Origin of the sequence: Citrobacter sp. CF971 (genome assembly GCF_006385635.1) — a bacterium.
Taxonomy (GTDB): Bacteria; Pseudomonadota; Gammaproteobacteria; order Enterobacterales; family Enterobacteriaceae; genus Citrobacter; species Citrobacter freundii.
Map to the genome: position 1 here is coordinate 3832049 of NZ_CP041051.1, position 20381 is coordinate 3852429.

A 20381-nucleotide genomic window follows, 5' to 3' on the forward strand; every position below is an offset into this window, starting at 1 on the left:
AGTATGACCATGACCGCCATTCCCCAACCGACGGCCATTGATGGATACCGCTGGCTGAAGAACGACATCATCCGCGGTGTGTATCAGCCTGATGAAAAACTGCGTATGAGCCTGCTGACCTCACGCTATGAGCTTGGCGTGGGACCGCTACGCGAAGCGCTTTCGCAGTTAGTTGCCGAGCGGTTAGTGACGGTAGTAAATCAGAAAGGGTATCGTGTTGCCCCGATGTCAGAGCAGGAGTTGCTCGATATTTTCGATGCCCGCGCCAATATGGAAGCCATGCTGGTCTCGCTGGCCATTGAACGCGGCGACGACGCCTGGGAAGCTGAAATTCTGGCGCGCGCGCATATGCTTAGTAAGCTTGAAGCCATTGATGCCAGCGAACAGATGCTCGACGAGTGGGATCAGCGCCATCAGGCGTTTCACTCGGCGATTGTCGCTGGCTGTGGTTCACAATATCTGCTGCAAATGCGCGAACGACTGTTCGATTTGGCGGCGCGCTACCGGTTTATCTGGCTGCGAAAAACGGTGCTGTCGGTGGAGATGCTGGAAGACAAACACGATCAGCACCAAACGTTGACCGAAGCAATTCTGGCACGCGACGCCGCGCGCGCCAGCGAATTAATGCGCCAGCACCTGCTGACGCCAATTCCGATTATTCAACAGGCGATGTCCGGTAAATTGCTGACGGAATAAGCCTGAATAATATTACTGCTCCGGAATACGTAAAACCTGCCCAGGATAGATTTTATCCGGACTTTTCAGCATGGGTTTATTCGCTTCAAATATCTGGTTATACAGGTTGGCATTACCGTAAACCTGTTTAGCAATAGCGCTCAGGGTATCCCCTGATTTCACGGTATAAAACTGGCTTTCGCTCGCGGGCGCAGAGGTTTTAACCTGATCATCTACGCTGGCAATACCGGAGATATTACCAATCGCGATCAGAATTTTTTCTTTCGCCTCCTGACTTAATCCATCACCAGAAACAGTGGCTTTGCCTTCGTTAATTTGCACGTCCACTTTATCCGCATCAGGGATGCCAGTTTTGTTCAGGTGTTCCTGCACTTTTTTTGCCAGATCGGCTGTGTCATGGTTTCCAGTGACCGCATCCCACAGTTTTTCACCCGCATCTTTTACAAAATTGAAGAGTCCCATATCCACCTCGGTAATTAACAATTAACACCCAAAAGTGTAGCAGAGGAGAAAGGGGGCCAAAGAAAACGGCGCCAAAGCGCCGTAATTGAAAGGAATTAATTACGCGTCTGTATCCAGAAGGCATGGATCAAACCAGGGATGTAGCCCAGCAGCGTCAGAACGATATTGAGGATAAATGCCCAGCCGAACCCCTTCCCCAGCAGCACGCCAAGCGGGGGCAGAATAATAGTAAAAACGATTCTCCAGAAACCCATACACACTCCCTACAAGCAAAAAATTAATCATTGTTTAAAAAGAGATTTTATCTCTAAGAGTAGCCATTCTACCCAACTCCGCCAGCATTCCGCGGCTGTTTTACCCTCCTTTACGCTCTTTACGCTGGCGTACGTTGGTTGTTTATTTTAGAATGTGCTTAATTTAGATTGTGCTTAAATACATATGACTGAACTTGAACAACTCCAGGCCAGCGCAGAACAAGCTGCCGCCCTGCTAAAAGCGATGAGTAACCCGAAACGGTTGCTGATTTTGTGCATGCTCTGCGGTTCACCCGGTACCAGCGCAGGCGAGTTAGCCCGTGTTACCGGCCTTAGCCCTTCCGCCACTTCCCAGCATCTGGCGCGTATGCGTGAAGAAGGTCTGATAGAAAGCCAGCGCGATGCCCAGCGCATCCTCTACTCCATTAAAAATGCGGCCGTGAATTCGCTGATCGCCACATTAAAAACACTGTATTGCCCATAAGGAGCCATCATGACTATTGGGACGATTTCCCCGCGCGAGGCGCAGACACTGGTCGCGCAAGGTGCAAAACTGATTGATATCCGCGACGCTGACGAGTATCTGCACGAGCATATTCCTGAGGCTCATCTGGCACCGTTGCCCGCGCTTGAACAGGGATCGCTGCCTGCGAATTTACGCGCCGAGCAGGTGATTTTTCACTGCCAGTCAGGCAAACGTACACAAAATGCGGCAACAAAACTGAGCGCCATTGCTGCGCCCGCGCAGGTCTGGCTGCTGGAAGGTGGAATTGACGGCTGGAAAGCCGCAGGGTTGCCGGTGGCGAAAGACAGTTCACAACCGTTACCGCTGATGCGTCAGGTGCAGATAGCCGCGGGTAGCCTTGCCTTACTCGGTGTTATTCTGGGTTACGCCGTCAGCAGTGCTTTCTTCCTGCTGAGCGGTTTTGTCGGGGCCGGGCTGATTCTCGCTGGCGTGACCGGCTTTTGCGGCATGGCGCGTCTGCTGGACAAAATGCCCTGGAACCGACGTACTCATTAAGCGGTAATCATTGAAACAACACTGTACCCGCCGGTTGACGTGATCTATGGTGAGTTCTGCGATAAATGATAAATAAAGGAGCGCAACAATATGTTTAAACCTGGCGATCTGGTTCAACCGCGTATGGGCGGTCCAAAACTAAAGGTTGTTGAAGTCAATGACGATCAAATTGTGGCGGTACAAGCCAGTAATGAAAACGGTGATAAATTCACGCTGAAAGCAGCTGATGTCACGCGATATACCGAAGAGGGTGATTTCGGCGTTTGCTGAAAATAAGCGGTGAGGATCTCCTCACCGCCTTCGTAATTAGATCAAAAAGTCATCAAGAGATTTACCGGTCGCCAGCGCCTGGGCAATTGGCTTCGGTGTGCGACCTTGCCCGGTCCATGTTTTCGTTTCACCATTGAGATCGATAAAACGATATTTCGCCGGGCGCGGTTGGCGTTTTTTAACTGAACGTGTCGTAGCAGGTGTTATGCTCAGCAGCTCCTCCGGGCTGATCCCGTCTGCCTGCATCTGCGCCAGCAAGGCATTAATTTTTGCCTGCTGTTCTGCGCGTTGGCGCTGTAGCTGTTCTTCTTCATCGCGCCGTTCTTTGGTCACTACCCTGAATTTTTCAAGCATATCTTCCAGTACATCAACGGAAAATTCACGAGCCATTGCACGCAGCGAGCGGATATTATTTAAGTTTTTTAACATTGAACTCATATTAACAAAACCTCTTTAACGTAAAACATAAAAATGGTATTACGCTAAATATTGTATGCAACTGATTATTATATTTCCAGTCTAATTTATTCGCAGGTCATTAAACAAATAGCCAACTCTGATATTTATAGCATCCATTCTGCTATCGCTCAGACAATATATTCTATGACCCTGATTGCAGCTTTGAATATACCTGCAAGGTATCTCAGTGCGTCACTTAAGAAACAGGCCATAGCATCGCGTGGAACCAACGAGTATACATATTGCACATCAGTCAACATTCAGAAAAGGAGCGCAAAAATTTCAGAAAAACAAGAAAAAATAACTCTTTGATCTAAAAGAATTTTAATTAACACAGCAACGAAAACACCAAAACGAACAAAAAACAAACCATTACAGAGCATTTTATCGACAAAAAGACAATAAATAAAAATTTTAAGCTAGTTGCTAGTTATTATCCAGGCAGATATCCTATTAAAACGCGAAAGCAGCAAGACAAATCACTAGCAGTTAAGGTATTCAAAACCTTTTTCCCCCTTTTTACAAGGAGCATTAACATGTTCTCTCCGCAGTCACGCTTGCGTCATGCAGTAGCAGACACGTTCGCGATGGTTGTTTATTGTTCTGTCGTGAACATGTTGATCGAAATATTCCTTTCTGGAATGAGCTTCGAACAGTCGCTGTATTCCAGATTAGTCGCTATCCCTGTCAACATACTGATCGCGTGGCCATACGGCATGTACCGTGATTTGTTCATGCGCGCGGCGCGTAAAGCCACGCAGGCAGGATGGGCAAAAAATCTGGCGGATGTGCTGGCTTATGTCACCTTCCAGTCGCCGGTGTATGTGATTATTCTGCTGACGGTTGGCGCGGACTGGCACCAGATTACGGCTGCAGTAAGTTCGAACATCGTGGTATCAATGCTGATGGGCGCTGTCTATGGCTACTTTCTTGATTATTGCCGCCGCTTGTTTAAGGTCAGCAGCTATCATCAGGCTAAAGCCTGACACGCTTCTTTGCGACTGGCACTGCCAGTCGCGTTATTAGTTAGAATTAACGTCGCCAAACAACCCGCTCAGATAACGCTCAAGCGCAATACGCGAGCTAAAGCCATGCGGAATACCATAATGCTCATGAGTATCTCCGGCTAAATACAGCGGGAATTGCTGATAATGATCGCAGGTTTTAATATCCGTCGCCGGTTCTGCCAGCGAAGAGCTGCGCTCTTTTAGCGTGGGATGGATAATTAATGCGGTACGTCCCATGCGTGCTTCACGGTTAACGTACACATAATTTTCGCCACGACGATAGCCGTACGTTTTCTGCGTCACTACATCAACGGTAAAGCCCACTTTTTCAAGTACGCGCGCCACCTCATCAGGTCGTAAATACATATTATTTTCCTCGTTATCTTTTACTGCGGGCTTACCTTACCTGATTCAGCATTAGCAACGCTTTCAGAAAAGTCCATAAACGGGTGGCGATGGTGGGACGCATATCGTAAGAACCTTATATACCCTAAATAATTCGAGTTGCAGGAAGGTGGCAAGGGAGCGAATCCCCAGGAGCTTACTAAAGTAAGTGACTGGGGTGAACGAACGCAGCCAACGCACATGCAACTTGAAGTATGACGGGTATAGATTTATGTCAGCGCCATCCGCAGTTGGTACGCCGCCTGTTGCGCCATTTCCGCCGAGCTGATATTGGTAAATGACAGCAATATTCCCCCCTTTCCTTCTGACGTTATTCGCCAGCGGCTTAACGCCTGAACAGCTAACCCGGCCTGATTCGCTTTACGCACCAGCGCAACATCATCTCCGTCCACACTCATCACCAGTTGAATCCCACCTTCCTGAGGAATGACGCTAAATCCTTGTTTGGTCAGGGCGTTTTCCATCCATTGTCGTCGTTCTGCATAATGTTGTCGCATACGTTTTAAGTGTCGCCAGAAGTGGCCGTCTCGCATAAAATCCGCCAGCGTTTGCTGCCATAGAACCGGGACGCTACAGGCCGTTAGCGCCGCTTGTTGGCGAAAGTGTTCAACCTGGGTCAGGGGCACCACCAGCCATGCCGTACGCAAAGCCGGAAACATCGATTTGCTGAACGTTCCGGCATAAATCACCCGCAGGGGCGCATCCAGACTTTTTAGCGGCGGCAACGGCTTACCGTGGTAACGAAATTCACTGTCATAGTCATCTTCGATTACCCACGCCTGCGCACGAGTCGCCCACTCCAGCAACTGGTGGCGACGGTCTAAAGACAGTGCTACTCCCAGTGGGCTTTGATGTGCGGGAGTGAGCAGTACAAAACGCGCCTGCGGGTAGTTGCGAATCCCGGCGCTGACATCCAGACCATCGGCATCCACCGCTACCGGCTTCAACTCAATGCGTTCTTGAGCCACCACGGGCCGAATCAGCGGAAAGCCGGGATCTTCGACCCACATTCCCTCTCCGGGATGCGCCAGAGCGCGCAGGATTAACGTCATTGATGCCGCATAACCTGAAGTGATAAAAATCTGCTCTGGCTGGCATTCAATGCTGCGTGAGACCCGCAGGTAATCCACAATCGCCTGACGTAACGCCCGCTCGCCACACACATCGCCCACCGCCAGATCAAAACGCGTTTGGGTGCGCAAACGCCGTCCCATCACCCGCGCCCAGACTTCGCGCGGAAAAAGATCGAGTGCGGGTAATCCCATCTGAAAAGTTTGCGGTCTGGGATTTTCTCCGGCAAAGATGGCAGGAGATGCAGACGCCCTTTCTGGTTGCAGTTGCTCACTGACAAACGTTCCTGCCTGTCCACGCCGCGCGAGCCAGCCCTGCGCCACCAGCTCTGCATAGGCATTTTCCACCGTCGAGCGTGATACTCCCAGCTCCTGGGCCCAGGTCCGACTGGAGGGCAATCTGGTACCGGGCTTGAGTTCACCTTTCTCAATTGCGTTTTTTAACTGACGGGCGATTTGCTGATAGCGTGGCATTTATGGTCTGCTTTTTTGGCAACAATATGGCTCTCTGTAGCAGTCCATTATAGTGCTACATTGCGGGTCATCCAAACGAGGAGAAATACCATGACCATGTTACGCCAGCCCTATTATGAACTCAGCCCTGAAATCTATAACGCTCTGGTTCAGGCAAGCAAAGCGCTGGAGAATTGCGCGCTGGAACCTACGCTGACGGAACTGATTTACCTGCGGGTCTCGCAAATCAACGGCTGCGCCTTTTGTCTGGAAATGCACAGTAAAGCACTGCGCAAATCCGGAGTTGCGCAGGCCAAACTGGATGCGCTGGCAGGCTGGCGGGTGAGTCACCACTTCAGCGAGCAGGAACGTGCGGCGCTGGCGTGGGCCGAATCGGTCACTCAAATTGCCACTAGTCACGCCGAAGATGACGTTTATCTGCCGCTGCTCGACCATTTCAGCGCGAAAGAGATTAGCGACCTGACATTCGCCATTAGCCTGATGAACTGCTTTAACCGCCTGGCGGTGGGGATGCGCATGTGATTCTGCGCTTCCGGATGGCGGCATAAACGCCTTATCCGGCCTGGGAAGTGCTTTCCTGTAGGCCGGATTAGACGCGACGCGCGCCATCCGGCAACCTGCGATGGTACATATCACTTCCCCTGCCATGCCCATAACCCAGCCCATCATCAATCTAAAATTCCCATATCTTGTATGGTTGAATCTTTTTAAAACTACATCTAGTATCTTTCCTATCAGGACACACACAACCCGACGCCCTCTATCGCGCCGATCTTTTATTTTTAAATGGAAATACGAATCATGCGTATTATTATTTACACTCGCAATAACTGTGTTCAGTGCCATGCCACCAAACGGGCAATGGAAAGCCGTGGTTTTGACTTTGAGATGGTAAACGTCGATTTACAGCCCGATTTGGCTGATAACCTGCGCGATCAAGGGTTTCGCCAGTTACCGGTCGTAGTCGCGGGTGAAACCAGTTGGTCAGGGTTTCGCCCGGACATGATCAACCGTCTGCATCCGGAACACCGTGTGGTCAGCGCATGAGTCAGCTCGTCTACTTCTCCAGCAGTTCCGAAAATACGCACCGCTTTATGCAGCGTCTGGGGCTGCCTGCCATCCGCATTCCGCTTAACGAACGCGAGCCGATCCGGGTAGACGAACCTTACATATTAATCGTGCCGTCCTACGGCGGCGGCGGCACTGCTGGCGCGGTCCCAAGACAGGTGATCCGCTTTTTAAACGATACACACAACCGGGCGTTAATCCGTGGAGTGATCGCCTCCGGCAATCGTAATTTCGGTGACGCCTACGGTCGCGCGGGTGATGTCATCTCACAAAAATGCGGCGTGCCGTGGCTCTATCGCTTTGAGCTGATGGGCACCCAAAGCGATATCGACAACGTTCGAAAAGGAGTGAGCGAATTTTGGCAACGACAACCGCAGAACGTGTAATGCAGCCAACGCTGGATTATCACGCCCTGAACGCCATGCTGAATCTGTATGATAAAGCCGGGCGCATTCAGTTCGACAAAGACCATCAGGCGGTGGAGGCTTTCTTTGCCGCACACGTCCGCCCCAACTCGGTGGCGTTTGCCTGCCAGCAGGAGCGCCTGGAAACGTTGGTGGATGAAGGCTATTACGATGCCAGCGTGTTAGCCCGCTACGATCGCGCGTTCGTGCTGAAGCTATTCACCTACGCCCACGCCAGCGGATTCCGTTTCCAGACGTTCCTCGGCGCATGGAAGTTCTACACCAGCTATACGTTGAAAACGTTCGACGGTAAGCGCTATCTCGAAGACTTTGAGGATCGGGTAACGATGGTGGCACTCACGCTGGCGCAGGGCGATGAAGCACTCGCGATGCAACTGACCGATGAAATGCTCTCCGGGCGCTTTCAACCCGCCACACCAACCTTTTTAAACTGCGGTAAACAGCAACGCGGTGAGCTGGTCTCCTGCTTCCTGTTGCGTATTGAAGACAACATGGAGTCTATTGGTCGGGCGGTCAACTCCGCACTTCAGCTCTCCAAACGCGGCGGCGGCGTGGCATTTTTGCTCTCCAACCTGCGCGAGGCAGGTGCGCCCATTAAACGCATTGAGAACCAGTCCTCTGGGGTGATCCCGGTAATGAAAATGCTGGAAGATGCGTTTTCTTATGCGAATCAACTCGGGGCACGTCAGGGCGCAGGCGCGGTGTATCTGCACGCACACCATCCGGATATTTTACGTTTTCTCGATACCAAGCGCGAAAACGCCGACGAGAAAATCCGCATCAAAACGCTCTCGCTTGGCGTGGTGATCCCGGATGTTACCTTTCGACTGGCGAAAGAAAATGCCCGGATGGCGCTGTTCTCACCTTATGACGTGGAACGGATTTACGGCAAACCGTTCGGTGATATCGCCGTGAGTGAGCGGTATGACGAACTGGTGGCCGACGAACGCGTGCGCAAAAAATACATTAACGCCCGCGAATTCTTCCAGCGGCTGGCCGAGATCCAGTTTGAGTCTGGTTATCCTTACATCATGTTTGAAGATACGGTGAATCGCGCCAATCCGATTGCCGGTCGGATCAATATGAGCAACCTGTGCTCGGAGATTTTGCAGGTAAACAGTGCCTCCACCTACGATGAAAATCTCAATTACGCGCAGATCGGGCACGATATCTCCTGCAATCTCGGCTCCTTGAACATTGCCCATACCATGGATTCACCCGATTTTGGTCGCACCGTGGAAACGGCGGTTCGCGGCTTAACCGCCGTTTCGGACATGAGCCACATCCGCAGCGTGCCTTCGATCGACGCCGGGAACAGCGCGTCGCACGCGATTGGTCTTGGGCAGATGAATCTGCACGGGTATCTGGCGCGGGAAGGGATCGCCTACGGCTCGCCGGAAGGGCTGGATTTCACCAATCTCTATTTCTACACCATCACATGGCATGCGCTGAATACGTCAATGAAGATCGCTCGCGAGCGGGGTCAAACCTTTGCCGGATTCAAACAGTCACGCTACGCCAGCGGCGAGTATTTTAACCAGTATCTGCAGAGCGACTGGCAGCCAAAAACCGACAAGGTCCGCACACTGTTTGCCGCCAGCGGCATTACGCTGCCGACGCGCGAGATGTGGGCGCAACTGCGTGAAGATGTGATGCGCTACGGTATTTATAACCAGAATTTACAGGCGGTTCCGCCCACCGGTTCTATCTCCTACATCAACCATGCCACGTCAAGCATTCACCCGATCGTGTCGAAAGTGGAGATTCGCAAAGAGGGCAAAACCGGGCGCGTTTACTACCCTGTCCCGTTTATGACCAATGAGAATCTGGCCTTGTATCAGGATGCCTACGAGATCGGTCCACAAAAAATCATTGATACTTACGCTGAAGCAACGCGGCATGTCGACCAAGGGCTTTCACTGACGCTCTTTTTCCCCGATACCGCCACCACGCGCGATATCAACAAAGCGCAGATTTACGCCTGGCGTAAGGGCATCAAATCCCTGTACTACATCCGACTACGCCAGCTGGCGCTGGAAGGCACCGAAATCGAAGGCTGCGTGTCATGCGCGCTGTAAGGAGGAGAAAATGACATTATCCCGCGTGAGCGCCATCAACTGGAACAAGATTGAGGATGATAAAGATCTTGAGGTATGGAACCGTCTGACCAGTAACTTCTGGCTCCCGGAAAAGGTCCCGCTCTCCAATGACATTCCGGCCTGGCAAACGTTGAACGCAGCCGAACAGCAGCTAACAATCCGCGTTTTTACCGGGCTGACGCTGCTCGACACCATTCAGAATGTTGCCGGAGCACCAGCGTTAATGACTGATTCGTTAACGCCGCATGAAGAGGCGGTGCTGTCGAATATCAGCTTTATGGAGGCGGTGCACGCCCGTTCCTATAGCTCTATTTTCTCCACCCTTTGCCAGACCAAAGATGTGGATGCAGCTTACGCCTGGAGTGAAGAAAATACCCCACTCCAGCGCAAGGCGCAGATCGTTTTGGCACATTACGCCAGCGACGAACCGTTGAAGAAAAAAATAGCCAGCGTGTTTCTGGAATCCTTCCTGTTCTATTCTGGCTTCTGGTTACCGATGTATTTCTCCAGTCGCGGTAAACTGACCAATACCGCCGATCTCATTCGTCTGATCATTCGTGATGAAGCGGTTCATGGGTATTACATTGGTTATAAATATCAAAAAGGTCTGGAGCATATTTCCGAATCAGCACGCGAAGAGTTAAAGCATTTTGCCTTTGACCTGTTGATGGAATTGTATGATAACGAAGCGCGTTATACGGAAGAATTGTATGCAGAGACCGGCTGGGTGGATGACGTCAAAGCCTTCCTTTGTTACAACGCCAATAAGGCATTAATGAATTTGGGATATGAGGCGCTATTTCCGCCTGAAATGGCGGAGGTTAACCCGGCAATCCTTGCCGCGCTGTCGCCCAACGCTGACGAAAACCACGATTTCTTCTCGGGTTCCGGTTCATCCTATGTGATGGGAAAAGCGGTCGAAACCGAAGATGACGACTGGAATTTCTAGCACTCATTTTCACGGGAAATACCGTACATTTTTCGCGGAAATATTTTAACAGGATCACACTTTTGTCGTGCAAATATAATTGTGTGATCTACACTCAATATCAGACGCATTATTCGCCTGCATTCCAGCAATTCAGGCGACTTTTCATTGCCATTTACAAAAAATATTAAGCCGCTCACATTCGCGCTCAGCCCTTATATCACGGGAAGTCCCGCCACCTGACCTTTGGCAATATTCATGCCACAACCAAATTCAGGGTTGTCTCAGATTCTCAGTATGTTAGGGTAGAAAAAGGTCACTATTTCCATCAGGTAATATATCGATATAAACAAATAACAGGAATCATTCTATTGCATGGCAATTAAATTAGAAGTTAAAAATCTCTATAAGATATTTGGAGAGCATCCGCAGAGAGCCTTCAAATATATTGAAAAAGGACTTTCAAAAGAGCAGATTCTGGATAAAACGGGGCTATCGCTTGGCGTTAAGAACGCCAGTCTGGCCATTGAAGAAGGCGAGATATTTGTCATCATGGGATTATCCGGTTCGGGTAAATCCACAATGGTACGCCTTCTCAATCGCCTGATTGAACCCACCCGCGGGCAGGTATTGATTGACGGCGTAGACATCGCCCGGATATCCGATGCTGAGCTTCGCGAGGTGCGCAGAAAAAAGATTGCGATGGTGTTCCAGTCCTTTGCCCTGATGCCGCACATGACGGTGCTGGACAATACGGCATTCGGCATGGAATTAGCCGGTGTTGGTGCGGATGAACGTCGTGAAAAAGCATTAGATGCGCTACGTCAGGTTGGTCTGGAGAATTATGCTCACGGATACCCGGATGAACTTTCCGGGGGTATGCGCCAGCGTGTAGGCCTCGCCCGCGCATTAGCCATTAACCCTGATATCTTATTAATGGATGAGGCCTTCTCAGCCCTCGATCCATTAATTCGTACTGAGATGCAGGATGAACTGGTAAAACTACAGGCGAAGCATCAACGCACCGTGGTCTTTATATCGCATGATCTCGACGAAGCTATGCGTATTGGCGACAGAATTGCCATTATGCAAAACGGTGAAGTGGTCCAGGTCGGCACGCCGGATGAAATCCTGAATAATCCAGCCAATGATTATGTACGCACCTTCTTCCGTGGCGTTGATATTAGCCAGGTCTTCAGTGCGAAAGATATTTCACGCCGTAGCCCCGAAGGTTTAATTCGTAAAACGCCCGGGGTGGGTCCACGTTCGGCGCTGCAATTATTGCAGGACAAAGATCGCGAATATGGTTACGTGATCGAACGCGGCAATAAATTCGTTGGCGTTGTTTCAATCGACTCCTTAAAAACAGCGTTAAGTCAGGCGCAAGGTATTGAAGCAGCATTGATCGATGAGCCGTTAGCCGTAGATGCACAAACTCCTCTCAGCGAGTTGCTTTCTCATGTCGGCCAGGCCCCGTGCGCGGTGCCGGTTGTTGATGAGGAACAGCAGTATGTGGGCGTCATTTCAAAACGCATGCTGTTACAGGCTTTAGATCGTGAGGGGGTAAACAATGGCTGATCAAACTAATCCGTGGGATACCACACCAGCGGCCGACAGCGCCGCACAAACTGCCGATGCCTGGAGCACGCCATCCGGTGCGCCCACTGACGGCGGTGGCGCGGACTGGCTGACCAGCGCCCCCGCGCCGGCACCAGAGCATTTCAATATTATGGATCCGTTCCATAAAACGCTGATCCCGCTGGACAGCTGGGTCACAGAGGGGATCGACTGGGTCGTTACCCATTTCCGTCCGGTCTTCCAGGGCATTCGTGTCCCGGTGGATTACATTCTCAACGGTTTTCAACAGCTGCTGTTAGGTATGCCAGCCCCGGTGGCGATTATCCTGTTCGCGCTGATTGCCTGGCAGATTTCCGGCGTTGGGATGGGCGTTGCTACGCTGATTTCCTTGATTGCCATCGGTGCCATCGGCGCGTGGTCGCAGGCCATGATAACCCTGGCGCTGGTGTTGACCGCGTTGCTGTTCTGCGTGGTGATCGGTCTGCCGATGGGGATCTGGTTGGCGCGCAGTCCACGGGCCGCAAAAATTGTTCGCCCGCTGCTGGACGCCATGCAAACCACACCCGCGTTTGTCTATCTGGTGCCGATTGTCATGTTGTTCGGTATTGGTAACGTCCCGGGCGTAGTGGTGACGATTATCTTCGCCCTGCCGCCAATCGTACGTCTGACTATTCTGGGGATTAACCAGGTTCCAGCCGATCTGATTGAAGCCTCGCGTTCGTTTGGTGCCAGCCCGCGTCAGATGCTGTTTAAAGTGCAGCTCCCGCTGGCAATGCCCACCATTATGGCTGGGGTTAACCAGACGCTGATGCTGGCGCTCTCAATGGTCGTCATCGCGTCGATGATTGCCGTGGGCGGGCTGGGTCAGATGGTTCTGCGCGGAATTGGTCGTCTGGATATGGGGCTTGCCACCGTCGGCGGAGTTGGGATTGTGATCCTCGCCATCATTCTGGATCGCCTGACACAGGCCGTTGGTCGCGATTCGCGTAGCCGTGGCAACCGTCGCTGGTACACCACTGGTCCCGTTGGGCTTATCACTCGCCCTTTCACGAAGTAATTCACCCGTTGCCCGGTGGCGCATGCATACCGGGCCAACACGTCCCTCCAATAATTAAGGAACAACGATGCGACAGAAAATTATTATTGCCACAGCGTTTGCCACCCTTGTCTCCACCAGCACTTTCGCTGCCGACCTGCCGGGCAAAGGCATTACCGTACAGCCAATCCAGAGCACTATCTCTGAAGAATCCTTCCAGACGCAGTTAGTCGCTCGTGCGCTGGAGAAACTGGGTTACACCGTTAACAAAACCAGCGAAGTTGACTACAACGTCGGCTATACCTCCATTGCCTCTGGCGATGCAACTTTTACCGCCGTGAACTGGCAGCCGCTGCATGATGATATGTACGCCGCGGCGGGCGGAGACAAAAAGTTTTATCGCGAGGGGGTATTCGTTACGGGTGCCGCACAGGGTTATCTGATCGACAAAAAAACCGCTGAGCAGTACAAAATCACCAATATCGCCCAGTTAAAAGATCCGAAGATCGCCAAAATCTTTGACACCAACGGTGACGGAAAAGCCGATATGATGGGCTGTTCACCGGGCTGGGGTTGTGAAGCAGTAATCAACCACCAGAACAAAGCCTTTGATCTGGAAAAAACCGTCGAGGTCAGCCACGGTAACTATGCAGCGATGATGGCTGACACCATTACCCGTTTCAAAGAAGGTAAACCCATTCTTTACTACACCTGGACACCGTACTGGGTCAGCGACGTAATGAAGCCGGGTAAAGATGTGGTCTGGCTGCAGGTGCCGTTCTCTTCCCTGCCAGGCGAGCAGAAAGATATTGATACCAAGCTGCCAAACGGTGCCAACTACGGCTTCCCGGTGAACACGATGCATATTGTCGCCAATAAAGCCTGGGCGGAGAAAAACCCGGCTGCGGCGAAACTGTTTGCCATCATGAAGCTGCCGCTGGCGGATATCAACGCGCAGAACGCAATGATGCACGACGGGAAAGCGTCTGAAGCCGACGTGCAGGGTCACGTTGACGGCTGGATCAAAGCCCACCAGCAGCAGTTTGACGGCTGGGTGAACGAAGCGCTGGCCGCGCAGAAATAACCCACTCATAGGCCTGATGAGCGTGTTGCTATCAGGCCAGTAACCGCATAAATGCCGGATGGTGGCGCGATGCGCCTTATCCGGCATATCCACCCTCCTCCAATCGCACAATCCATCACTCAACAAATCAGCAACATTTAATCACTTCCGTTATGATTGTTTTCTGCAATCCATTATTCAGTTGAAAACCATGACGAAAACAACTCAGGGACTTAGCCCTTCGCTAATCCTGTTAATGTCTATCGCCACCGGCCTCGCCGTCGCCAGTAACTATTATGCGCAGCCGCTGCTCGACACCATCGCGCGCAACTTTTCGCTCTCTGCCAGTACCGCAGGGTTTATCGTTACCGCGGCCCAGCTCGGCTACGCCGCCGGCCTGCTGTTCTTAGTGCCGCTCGGCGATATGTTTGAACGCCGGATGCTGATTGTCTCCATGACGCTGTTAGCGGCTGGTGGCATGCTGATCACCGCCAGCAGCCAGTCGCTGGGTATGCTGATCCTCGGTACTGCCCTGACCGGGCTGTTCTCGGTAGTGGCACAGATTTTGGTTCCGCTGGCGGCAACGCTTGCCACACCGGACAAGCGCGGTAAAGTTGTTGGGACGATTATGAGCGGCCTGTTGCTAGGTATTCTACTGGCGCGAACCGTGGCGGGATTACTGGCGAATCTTGGCGGCTGGCGCACTGTATTTTGGGTCGCATCAGTATTAATGGCGCTGATGGCGGTTGCACTGTGGCGCGGCCTGCCGAAGATGAAATCCGATACCCATCTCAACTATCCGCAGCTGTTAGGCTCCGTATTCAGCCTGTTTATTCACGATAAATTGCTGCGTACCCGCGCGATGCTGGGCTGCCTGACTTTTGCCAATTTCAGTATTCTGTGGACCTCGATGGCATTTTTGCTCGCCGCGCCGCCGTTTAACTATTCGGAAGGAATGATTGGTCTGTTCGGTCTGGCGGGTGCCGCAGGGGCGTTAGGCGCACGTCCGGCGGGCGGTTTTGCCGATAAAGGTAAATCCCACCTGACCACAACCATGGGGCTGCTGTTACTACTGCTCTCCTGGCTTGCTATTTGGTTTGGGCATGCTTCAGTCCCCATGCTGATTATCGGTATTCTGGTGTTGGACCTCACCGTTCAGGGAGTGCACATCACCAACCAGACGGTTATCTATCGCATTCATCCTGACGCGCGTAATCGCCTGACCGCCGGATACATGACCAGCTATTTTATTGGCGGAGCGGCAGGTTCGCTGATTTCAGCCTCTGCCTGGCAGCATGCCGGGTGGGCTGGCGTTTGTCTGGCAGGTACGACCGTTGCCATACTCAACCTGTTGGTCTGGTGGCGAGGTTTTCACCGTCAGGAAGCCGTAAATTAAGCGTATAACGCATGTTTACCGCTGATTGGGCTCCACAGGGTGTTAAGGAGCCCATCAGTCTGCTAAGGTTATAACTCATTGAACCAAGTTATATTAATTTCGGTAATGAAACCTATAACCCTATGGAAAGCCCTGTACCCCAGTCTGAATCCAGTTCGGCAACGTTAACGGAAGGATTCAAAGACAGCCTGCCAATAGTTATCAGCTATATTCCGGTCGCTTTTGCATTTGGTCTCAATGCCACTCGCCTTGGCTTTACGCCGGTTGAAAGCGTCTTTTTCTCCTGCATTATCTATGCGGGAGCCAGCCAGTTTGTCATTACCACCATGCTCGCCGCAGGCAGTTCGCTGTGGGTCGCCGCGCTGACCGTCATGGCCATGGATGTCCGTCATGTTTTGTACGGCCCTTCCCTGCGTAGTCGGATCGCCCAGCAACTGAGTAAACCCAAAAGCGCGCTGTGGGCTTTTGGCCTTACCGATGAAGTCTTTGCCGCTGCAACGGCGAAACTGGTACGGGATAACCGGCGCTGGAGTGAAAACTGGATGATCGGCATTGCGCTATGCTCCTGGGCCTCCTGGGTGTTTGGTACGGTGCTCGGCGCGTTTTCCGGCAGTGGTTTACTCAAAGATTACCCGGCGGTTGAAGCGGCACTGGGCTTCATGCTCCCGGCGCTGTTTATGAGCTTCCTGCTCGCGTCATTCCAACGAAAACAGGCGCTTTGCGTGACTGCGGCCCTCGCCGGGGCGCTGGCTGGCGTCATGCTGTTTTCCATCCCTGCCGCTATCCTTGCAGGTATTGTCTGTGGATGCCTGACGGCGCTCATCCAGTCATTTTGGCAAGGAGGTCCTGATGAGCTATGAAGTTCTGCTACTTGGCCTGTTGGTCGGCTGCGTAAATTACTGTTTTCGCTATTTGCCGCTCCGTCTTGGGGTCGGCAATGTTCGCCCGACGAAGCGCGGCGCGACGGGCATATTACTCGACACTATTGGCATTACATCAATTTGCGCCCTGCTGGTGGTGTCTACCGCGCCAGAAGTGATGCACGACGCTCGTCGGTTCGTGCCTACTCTGGTGGGGTTTGTCATACTGGGTGCAAGCTTCTATAAGACCCGCAGCATCATCATTCCAACGTTACTGAGTGCTCTGGGCTATGGATTAGCCTGGAAAATGCTGGTTGTCTTATAGATAAAAACAATCATTTTAAATTAATAATACATTTACTTTATTTGTCACTGTCGTTACTATATCGGCTGAAATTAATGAGGTTATACCCAAATGGATAGTTCGTTTACGCCCATTGAACAAATGCTAAAATTTCGCGCCAGCCGCTACGAAGAGTTCCCTTATCAGGAAGTGCTTCTGACTCGTCTATGCATGCACATGCAGGGCAAGCTGCTGGAAAATCGCAATAAGATGCTGAAAGCTCAAGGGATTAACGAGACGTTGTTTATGGCGTTGATTACGCTGGAGTCTCAGGAAAACCACAGTATTCAGCCTTCTGAACTGAGTTGTGCGCTTGGCTCGTCACGTACTAACGCTACCCGCATCGCGGATGAGTTAGAAAAACGTGGCTGGATCGAACGTCGCGAAAGCGATAACGATCGCCGCTGTCTGCATCTGCAATTGACCGAGAAAGGCCATGCATTTTTGCAAGAGGTGTTACCGCCTCAGCATAATTGCCTGCACCAGCTCTGGTCGTCTCTTAGCACCACCGAAAAAGATCAGCTTGAGCAAATTACCCGTAAACTTCTGACCCGTCTTGATCAGATGGAGCAGGATGGCGCGGTGTTAGAAGCGCTGCGCTAAGGCGTCGACTCGCTCAGAAATCCAGATTTATAAATGAAAAAACCGACAGGCCAGCACGCATACTGCTGGCCTGTCTGATAAACAGGTCGGCTCAGCCGATGTGAATAAAAAGAAGATCGTGGAGAAAAACATGAGCGCAAATGCGGAGACTCAAACCCCGCAGCAACCGGTCAAGAAGAATGGCAAACGTAAAAGTCTGCTTCTCCTTCTGACCTTGCTCTTTATTATCATTGCCGTGGCATATGGGATTTATTGGTTTTTAGTACTGCGTCATTACGAAGATACAGATGATGCGTACGTGGCAGGGAACCAGGTTCAAATCATGGCGCAGGTATCAGGCAGCGTGACGAAAGTCTGGGCTGATAACACTGACTTTGTAAAACAAGGCGATGTGCTGGTCACCCTCGACCAGACAGATGCCAAACAGGCATTTGAAAAAGCCAAAACTGCGCTGGCCTCCAGCGTGCGTCAGACGCACCAGTTGATGATCAACAGCAAGCAGTTACAGGCCAACATTGAAGTGCAGAAAACAGCTCTGGCGCAGGCACAAAGCGATTTTAATCGCCGAGTCCCGCTGGGCAACGCCAACCTGATTGGCCGCGAAGAGCTGCAACATGCGCGTGATGCCGTCGCCAGCGCTCAGGCTCAGCTTGATGTCGCAATCCAACAATATAATGCTAACCAGGCAATGATTCTCGGCAGCAAGCTGGAAGATCAACCCGCCGTACAACAGGCCGCCACCGAAGTGCGCGATGCCTGGCTGGCGCTGGAACGTACCAGAATTGTCAGCCCAATGACCGGTTATGTATCCCGTCGCGCCGTACAGCCTGGTGCGCAGATTAGCCCAACCACGCCGTTAATGGCGGTTGTTCCGGCCACCAACCTGTGGGTGGATGCCAACTTCAAGGAAACACAGCTCGCCCACATTCGTATTGGTCAACCCGCGACGGTTGTCAGCGATATTTATGGCGATGACGTGAAATATACCGGTAAAGTTGTCGGCCTCGATATGGGAACGGGCAGCGCCTTCTCCTTGCTGCCAGCACAAAACGCGACCGGTAACTGGATCAAAGTCGTCCAGCGTCTGCCGGTGCGTATCGAACTGGATGCGCAGCAACTGGCACAGCATCCTTTGCGGATCGGTTTGTCTACGCTGGTTACAGTCGATACCTCCAATCGTGACGGACAAATTCTGGCAAGCCAGGTCCGCACCACGCCAGTATCAGAAAGTAATGCACGTGAAATCGACCTTGCTCCGGTCAATAAGATGATCGAAGAGATCGTGCGGGCCAACGCGGGCTAATTCAAAGGTGCGTGTGATGCAACAGCAAAAACCGCTGGAAGGCGCGCAGCTCGTCATAATGACGATCGCGCTGTCCCTGGCGACATTCATGCAGGTGCTGGACTCCACCATTGCTAACGTGGCGATCCCCACTATCGCCGGGAACCTCGGCTCTTCATTGAGCCAGGGAACCTGGGTGATCACCTCATTCGGGGTAGCGAACGCTATCTCTATTCCGATCACCGGCTGGCTGGCAAAACGCTTTGGCGAAGTAAGACTCTTTATGTGGTCAACTATCGCCTTCGTCATTGCGTCATGGGCATGCGGGATGTCCACCAGCCTGAACATGCTGATTTTCTTCCGCGTAATCCAGGGTATTGTCGCCGGTCCATTAATTCCGCTGTCACAGAGCCTGTTGCTGAATAACTATCCACCCGCCAAGCGCTCCATCGCCCTCGCGCTATGGTCGATGACGGTGATTGTTGCCCCGATATGTGGTCCTATTCTTGGGGGCTATATCAGCGACAACTATCACTGGGGCTGGATATTTTTTATCAACGTGCCAATCGGGGCTGCGGTGGTATTGATGACCCTGCAAACCCTGCGCGGTCGGGAAACCAAAACCGAGCAGCGGCGCATTGACGCCATTGGTCTGGCACTGCTGGTCATCGGTATCGGCAGTTTGCAGATTATGCTCGACCGCGGCAAAGAGCTGGACTGGTTCGCCTCGCAGGAGATTATCATCCTGACGGTGGTCGCCGTGGTTGCTATCAGCTTCCTGATCGTCTGGGAGCTTACCGACGAGCACCCCATTGTCGATCTCTCGCTGTTTAAATCGCGTAACTTTACCATCGGCTGCCTGTGTATTAGCCTGGCCTATATGCTCTACTTCGGTGCCATCGTCTTGCTGCCGCAGCTGTTGCAGGAGGTATACGGCTATACGGCAACCTGGGCCGGTCTGGCGTCCGCACCGGTAGGGATTATTCCGGTGATCCTGTCGCCAATTATCGGCCGCTTCGCGCACAAGCTGGATATGCGTCGGCTGGTGACGTTCAGTTTTATTATGTACGCCGTCTGTTTCTACTGGCGTGCGTGGACGTTCGAGCCGGGTATGGACTTTGGCGCATCGGCCTGGCCGCAGTTTATTCAGGGGTTCGCAGTAGCCTGCTTCTTTATGCCGCTGACGACCATTACGCTGTCCGGTTTACCGCCTGAGCGTCTGGCGGCTGCATCGAGCTTGTCTAACTTTACGCGAACGCTGGCCGGCTCTATTGGTACATCGATTACAACAACGATGTGGACTAACCGTGAGTCGCTGCACCATGCTCAGCTAACGGAATCTGTTAACCCCTACAACCCAAATGCACAGGCTATGTACGATAAGCTGCAGGATTTAGGGATGACGCACCAGCAGGCGTCAGGGTGGATAGCTCAGCAGATCACTAATCAGGGTCTGATTATTTCCGCCAACGAAATCTTCTGGATGTCGGCGGGGATCTTCCTGGTTTTGCTTGGTCTGGTGTGGTTCGCTAAACCGCCCTTCGGCGCGGGCGGCGGCGGCGGTGGAGCGCACTAACTATCT

The 20381-nt window shown here is 52.1% G+C and carries 24 protein-coding genes; 19 read left to right on the forward strand and 5 right to left on the reverse strand.

The features are described 5' to 3' along the window. Window positions 1–9 precede the first annotated feature (9 nt). Window positions 10–696, forward strand: coding sequence for a DNA-binding transcriptional regulator CsiR (csiR, locus tag E6P06_RS22025; RefSeq protein WP_003839696.1), 687 nt, complete (start codon window positions 10–12; stop codon window positions 694–696). A 12-nt stretch (window positions 697–708) separates the two neighbouring features. Here csiR and lysM read toward each other — a convergent pair whose 3' ends face one another. Both lysM and E6P06_RS22035 read right to left on the reverse strand, forming a co-directional pair. Then, window positions 709–1158, reverse strand: a complete 450-nt coding sequence (gene lysM / locus E6P06_RS22030) for a peptidoglycan-binding protein LysM (protein ID WP_003037241.1) — start codon at window positions 1156–1158, stop codon at window positions 709–711. A gap of 95 nt (window positions 1159–1253) precedes the next feature. Next, entirely contained in the window at window positions 1254–1412 is a 159-nt protein-coding gene (locus tag E6P06_RS22035; RefSeq protein WP_003037242.1) for a YqaE/Pmp3 family membrane protein, read from the reverse strand. Between the two features lie 184 nt (window positions 1413–1596). Here E6P06_RS22035 and E6P06_RS22040 point away from each other — a divergent pair, with 184 nt between their 5' ends. The 3 genes from E6P06_RS22040 (at window position 1597) to E6P06_RS22050 (ending at window position 2703) form a co-directional block, all read left to right on the forward strand. Continuing rightward, window positions 1597–1896 carry a helix-turn-helix transcriptional regulator gene (locus tag E6P06_RS22040; protein WP_003037247.1) on the forward strand — a complete coding sequence of 100 codons (300 nt, stop codon included), beginning with the start codon at window positions 1597–1599 and terminating at the stop codon, window positions 1894–1896. 9 nt (window positions 1897–1905) lie between these two features. Further along, window positions 1906–2433 carry a rhodanese family protein gene (locus E6P06_RS22045; protein WP_046670391.1) on the forward strand — a complete coding sequence of 176 codons (528 nt, stop codon included), beginning with the start codon at window positions 1906–1908 and terminating at the stop codon, window positions 2431–2433. 90 nt (window positions 2434–2523) lie between these two features. Further along, window positions 2524–2703, forward strand: coding sequence for a hypothetical protein (locus tag E6P06_RS22050; RefSeq protein WP_003037253.1), 180 nt, complete (start codon window positions 2524–2526; stop codon window positions 2701–2703). A 36-nt stretch (window positions 2704–2739) separates the two neighbouring features. Here the strand turns inward: E6P06_RS22050 and stpA are convergent, their stop codons facing one another. Next, complete coding sequence (gene stpA / locus E6P06_RS22055) at window positions 2740–3141, reverse strand: DNA-binding protein StpA (protein WP_003839690.1); 402 nt, start codon at window positions 3139–3141, stop codon at window positions 2740–2742. 557 nt (window positions 3142–3698) lie between these two features. Here stpA and alaE point away from each other — a divergent pair. Beyond that, on the forward strand, window positions 3699–4148 hold the full coding sequence (alaE, locus tag E6P06_RS22060) for an L-alanine exporter AlaE (protein WP_003037259.1): 450 nt from the start codon (window positions 3699–3701) through the stop codon (window positions 4146–4148). A 36-nt stretch (window positions 4149–4184) separates the two neighbouring features. Here the strand turns inward: alaE and E6P06_RS22065 are convergent, their stop codons facing one another. Both E6P06_RS22065 and E6P06_RS22070 read right to left on the reverse strand, forming a co-directional pair. Further along, window positions 4185–4535: a DUF2002 family protein gene (locus E6P06_RS22065; protein ID WP_044699663.1), complete on the reverse strand. Its 351-nt coding sequence runs from the start codon at window positions 4533–4535 to the stop codon at window positions 4185–4187. Window positions 4536–4783: 248 nt separating this feature from the next. Further along, complete coding sequence (locus tag E6P06_RS22070) at window positions 4784–6118, reverse strand: PLP-dependent aminotransferase family protein (RefSeq protein ID WP_139935729.1); 1335 nt, start codon at window positions 6116–6118, stop codon at window positions 4784–4786. 90 nt (window positions 6119–6208) lie between these two features. Here E6P06_RS22070 and E6P06_RS22075 point away from each other — a divergent pair, with 90 nt between their 5' ends. The 14 genes from E6P06_RS22075 to emrB all read left to right on the forward strand — a co-directional run bounded on the left by E6P06_RS22075 (window position 6209) and on the right by emrB (window position 20375). Next, window positions 6209–6640, forward strand: coding sequence for a carboxymuconolactone decarboxylase family protein (locus E6P06_RS22075; RefSeq protein ID WP_003037267.1), 432 nt, complete (start codon window positions 6209–6211; stop codon window positions 6638–6640). Window positions 6641–6919: 279 nt separating this feature from the next. After that, window positions 6920–7165 carry a glutaredoxin-like protein NrdH gene (gene nrdH / locus E6P06_RS22080; RefSeq protein ID WP_003846033.1) on the forward strand — a complete coding sequence of 82 codons (246 nt, stop codon included), beginning with the start codon at window positions 6920–6922 and terminating at the stop codon, window positions 7163–7165. Next, window positions 7162–7572 carry a class Ib ribonucleoside-diphosphate reductase assembly flavoprotein NrdI gene (nrdI, locus tag E6P06_RS22085; protein WP_003037273.1) on the forward strand — a complete coding sequence of 137 codons (411 nt, stop codon included), beginning with the start codon at window positions 7162–7164 and terminating at the stop codon, window positions 7570–7572. The genes nrdH and nrdI overlap by 4 nt, the downstream gene beginning before the upstream one ends. After that, a complete protein-coding gene (nrdE, locus tag E6P06_RS22090; protein WP_139935730.1) occupies window positions 7545–9689 on the forward strand; it encodes a class 1b ribonucleoside-diphosphate reductase subunit alpha in 2145 nt (714 codons plus the stop codon). Before nrdI ends, nrdE begins: the two co-directional genes overlap by 28 nt. Window positions 9690–9699: 10 nt before the next feature. Then, window positions 9700–10659 (forward strand): class 1b ribonucleoside-diphosphate reductase subunit beta, encoded by a 960-nt coding sequence (gene nrdF, locus E6P06_RS22095; RefSeq protein WP_016150870.1) that lies wholly within the window; start codon window positions 9700–9702, stop codon window positions 10657–10659. A gap of 354 nt (window positions 10660–11013) precedes the next feature. Then, complete coding sequence (proV, locus tag E6P06_RS22100; protein ID WP_003037282.1) at window positions 11014–12216, forward strand: glycine betaine/L-proline ABC transporter ATP-binding protein ProV; 1203 nt, start codon at window positions 11014–11016, stop codon at window positions 12214–12216. Beyond that, the gene (proW, locus tag E6P06_RS22105; protein WP_003037285.1) at window positions 12209–13273 is read left to right on the forward strand and encodes a glycine betaine/L-proline ABC transporter permease ProW; all 1065 of its coding nucleotides are present in this window, start codon (window positions 12209–12211) and stop codon (window positions 13271–13273) included. Before proV ends, proW begins: the two co-directional genes overlap by 8 nt. A gap of 67 nt (window positions 13274–13340) precedes the next feature. Continuing rightward, window positions 13341–14336 carry a glycine betaine/L-proline ABC transporter substrate-binding protein ProX gene (gene proX / locus E6P06_RS22110; protein WP_043017315.1) on the forward strand — a complete coding sequence of 332 codons (996 nt, stop codon included), beginning with the start codon at window positions 13341–13343 and terminating at the stop codon, window positions 14334–14336. A gap of 190 nt (window positions 14337–14526) precedes the next feature. After that, the gene (locus tag E6P06_RS22115) at window positions 14527–15711 is read left to right on the forward strand and encodes an MFS transporter (RefSeq protein ID WP_003839673.1); all 1185 of its coding nucleotides are present in this window, start codon (window positions 14527–14529) and stop codon (window positions 15709–15711) included. Between the two features lie 122 nt (window positions 15712–15833). After that, entirely contained in the window at window positions 15834–16571 is a 738-nt protein-coding gene (locus tag E6P06_RS22120) for an AzlC family ABC transporter permease (RefSeq protein ID WP_139935731.1), read from the forward strand. After that, complete coding sequence (gene ygaH / locus E6P06_RS22125; RefSeq protein WP_003037297.1) at window positions 16561–16896, forward strand: L-valine transporter subunit YgaH; 336 nt, start codon at window positions 16561–16563, stop codon at window positions 16894–16896. The genes E6P06_RS22120 and ygaH overlap by 11 nt, the downstream gene beginning before the upstream one ends. A 90-nt stretch (window positions 16897–16986) precedes the next feature. Continuing rightward, window positions 16987–17517: a multidrug efflux transporter EmrAB transcriptional repressor EmrR gene (gene emrR / locus E6P06_RS22130; RefSeq protein WP_003037300.1), complete on the forward strand. Its 531-nt coding sequence runs from the start codon at window positions 16987–16989 to the stop codon at window positions 17515–17517. A gap of 130 nt (window positions 17518–17647) precedes the next feature. Beyond that, window positions 17648–18820, forward strand: coding sequence for a multidrug efflux MFS transporter periplasmic adaptor subunit EmrA (gene emrA / locus E6P06_RS22135; protein WP_003037303.1), 1173 nt, complete (start codon window positions 17648–17650; stop codon window positions 18818–18820). 16 nt (window positions 18821–18836) lie between these two features. Continuing rightward, the gene (emrB, locus tag E6P06_RS22140) at window positions 18837–20375 is read left to right on the forward strand and encodes a multidrug efflux MFS transporter permease subunit EmrB (RefSeq protein WP_003037306.1); all 1539 of its coding nucleotides are present in this window, start codon (window positions 18837–18839) and stop codon (window positions 20373–20375) included. Window positions 20376–20381 lie beyond the last annotated feature (6 nt).

What these genes read in the sequence shown, in the direction of transcription:
- stpA (WP_003839690.1), bottom strand. Translation starts at nt 3,141, where the DNA reads ATGAGTTCAATGTTAAAAAACTTAAATAATATCCGCTCGCTGCGTGCA.
- emrR (WP_003037300.1), top strand. Translation starts at nt 16,987, where the DNA reads ATGGATAGTTCGTTTACGCCCATTGAACAAATGCTAAAATTTCGCGCC.
- E6P06_RS22115 (WP_003839673.1), top strand. Translation starts at nt 14,527, where the DNA reads ATGACGAAAACAACTCAGGGACTTAGCCCTTCGCTAATCCTGTTAATG.
- lysM (WP_003037241.1), bottom strand. Translation starts at nt 1,158, where the DNA reads ATGGGACTCTTCAATTTTGTAAAAGATGCGGGTGAAAAACTGTGGGAT.
- E6P06_RS22070 (WP_139935729.1), bottom strand. Translation starts at nt 6,118, where the DNA reads ATGCCACGCTATCAGCAAATCGCCCGTCAGTTAAAAAACGCAATTGAG.
- emrA (WP_003037303.1), top strand. Translation starts at nt 17,648, where the DNA reads ATGAGCGCAAATGCGGAGACTCAAACCCCGCAGCAACCGGTCAAGAAG.
- E6P06_RS22045 (WP_046670391.1), top strand. Translation starts at nt 1,906, where the DNA reads ATGACTATTGGGACGATTTCCCCGCGCGAGGCGCAGACACTGGTCGCG.
- E6P06_RS22050 (WP_003037253.1), top strand. Translation starts at nt 2,524, where the DNA reads ATGTTTAAACCTGGCGATCTGGTTCAACCGCGTATGGGCGGTCCAAAA.
- proW (WP_003037285.1), top strand. Translation starts at nt 12,209, where the DNA reads ATGGCTGATCAAACTAATCCGTGGGATACCACACCAGCGGCCGACAGC.
- E6P06_RS22120 (WP_139935731.1), top strand. Translation starts at nt 15,834, where the DNA reads ATGGAAAGCCCTGTACCCCAGTCTGAATCCAGTTCGGCAACGTTAACG.
- csiR (WP_003839696.1), top strand. Translation starts at nt 10, where the DNA reads ATGACCGCCATTCCCCAACCGACGGCCATTGATGGATACCGCTGGCTG.
- proV (WP_003037282.1), top strand. Translation starts at nt 11,014, where the DNA reads ATGGCAATTAAATTAGAAGTTAAAAATCTCTATAAGATATTTGGAGAG.
- alaE (WP_003037259.1), top strand. Translation starts at nt 3,699, where the DNA reads ATGTTCTCTCCGCAGTCACGCTTGCGTCATGCAGTAGCAGACACGTTC.
- nrdI (WP_003037273.1), top strand. Translation starts at nt 7,162, where the DNA reads ATGAGTCAGCTCGTCTACTTCTCCAGCAGTTCCGAAAATACGCACCGC.
- emrB (WP_003037306.1), top strand. Translation starts at nt 18,837, where the DNA reads ATGCAACAGCAAAAACCGCTGGAAGGCGCGCAGCTCGTCATAATGACG.
- proX (WP_043017315.1), top strand. Translation starts at nt 13,341, where the DNA reads ATGCGACAGAAAATTATTATTGCCACAGCGTTTGCCACCCTTGTCTCC.
- nrdH (WP_003846033.1), top strand. Translation starts at nt 6,920, where the DNA reads ATGCGTATTATTATTTACACTCGCAATAACTGTGTTCAGTGCCATGCC.
- E6P06_RS22035 (WP_003037242.1), bottom strand. Translation starts at nt 1,412, where the DNA reads ATGGGTTTCTGGAGAATCGTTTTTACTATTATTCTGCCCCCGCTTGGC.
- E6P06_RS22040 (WP_003037247.1), top strand. Translation starts at nt 1,597, where the DNA reads ATGACTGAACTTGAACAACTCCAGGCCAGCGCAGAACAAGCTGCCGCC.
- ygaH (WP_003037297.1), top strand. Translation starts at nt 16,561, where the DNA reads ATGAGCTATGAAGTTCTGCTACTTGGCCTGTTGGTCGGCTGCGTAAAT.
- E6P06_RS22075 (WP_003037267.1), top strand. Translation starts at nt 6,209, where the DNA reads ATGACCATGTTACGCCAGCCCTATTATGAACTCAGCCCTGAAATCTAT.
- E6P06_RS22065 (WP_044699663.1), bottom strand. Translation starts at nt 4,535, where the DNA reads ATGTATTTACGACCTGATGAGGTGGCGCGCGTACTTGAAAAAGTGGGC.
- nrdF (WP_016150870.1), top strand. Translation starts at nt 9,700, where the DNA reads ATGACATTATCCCGCGTGAGCGCCATCAACTGGAACAAGATTGAGGAT.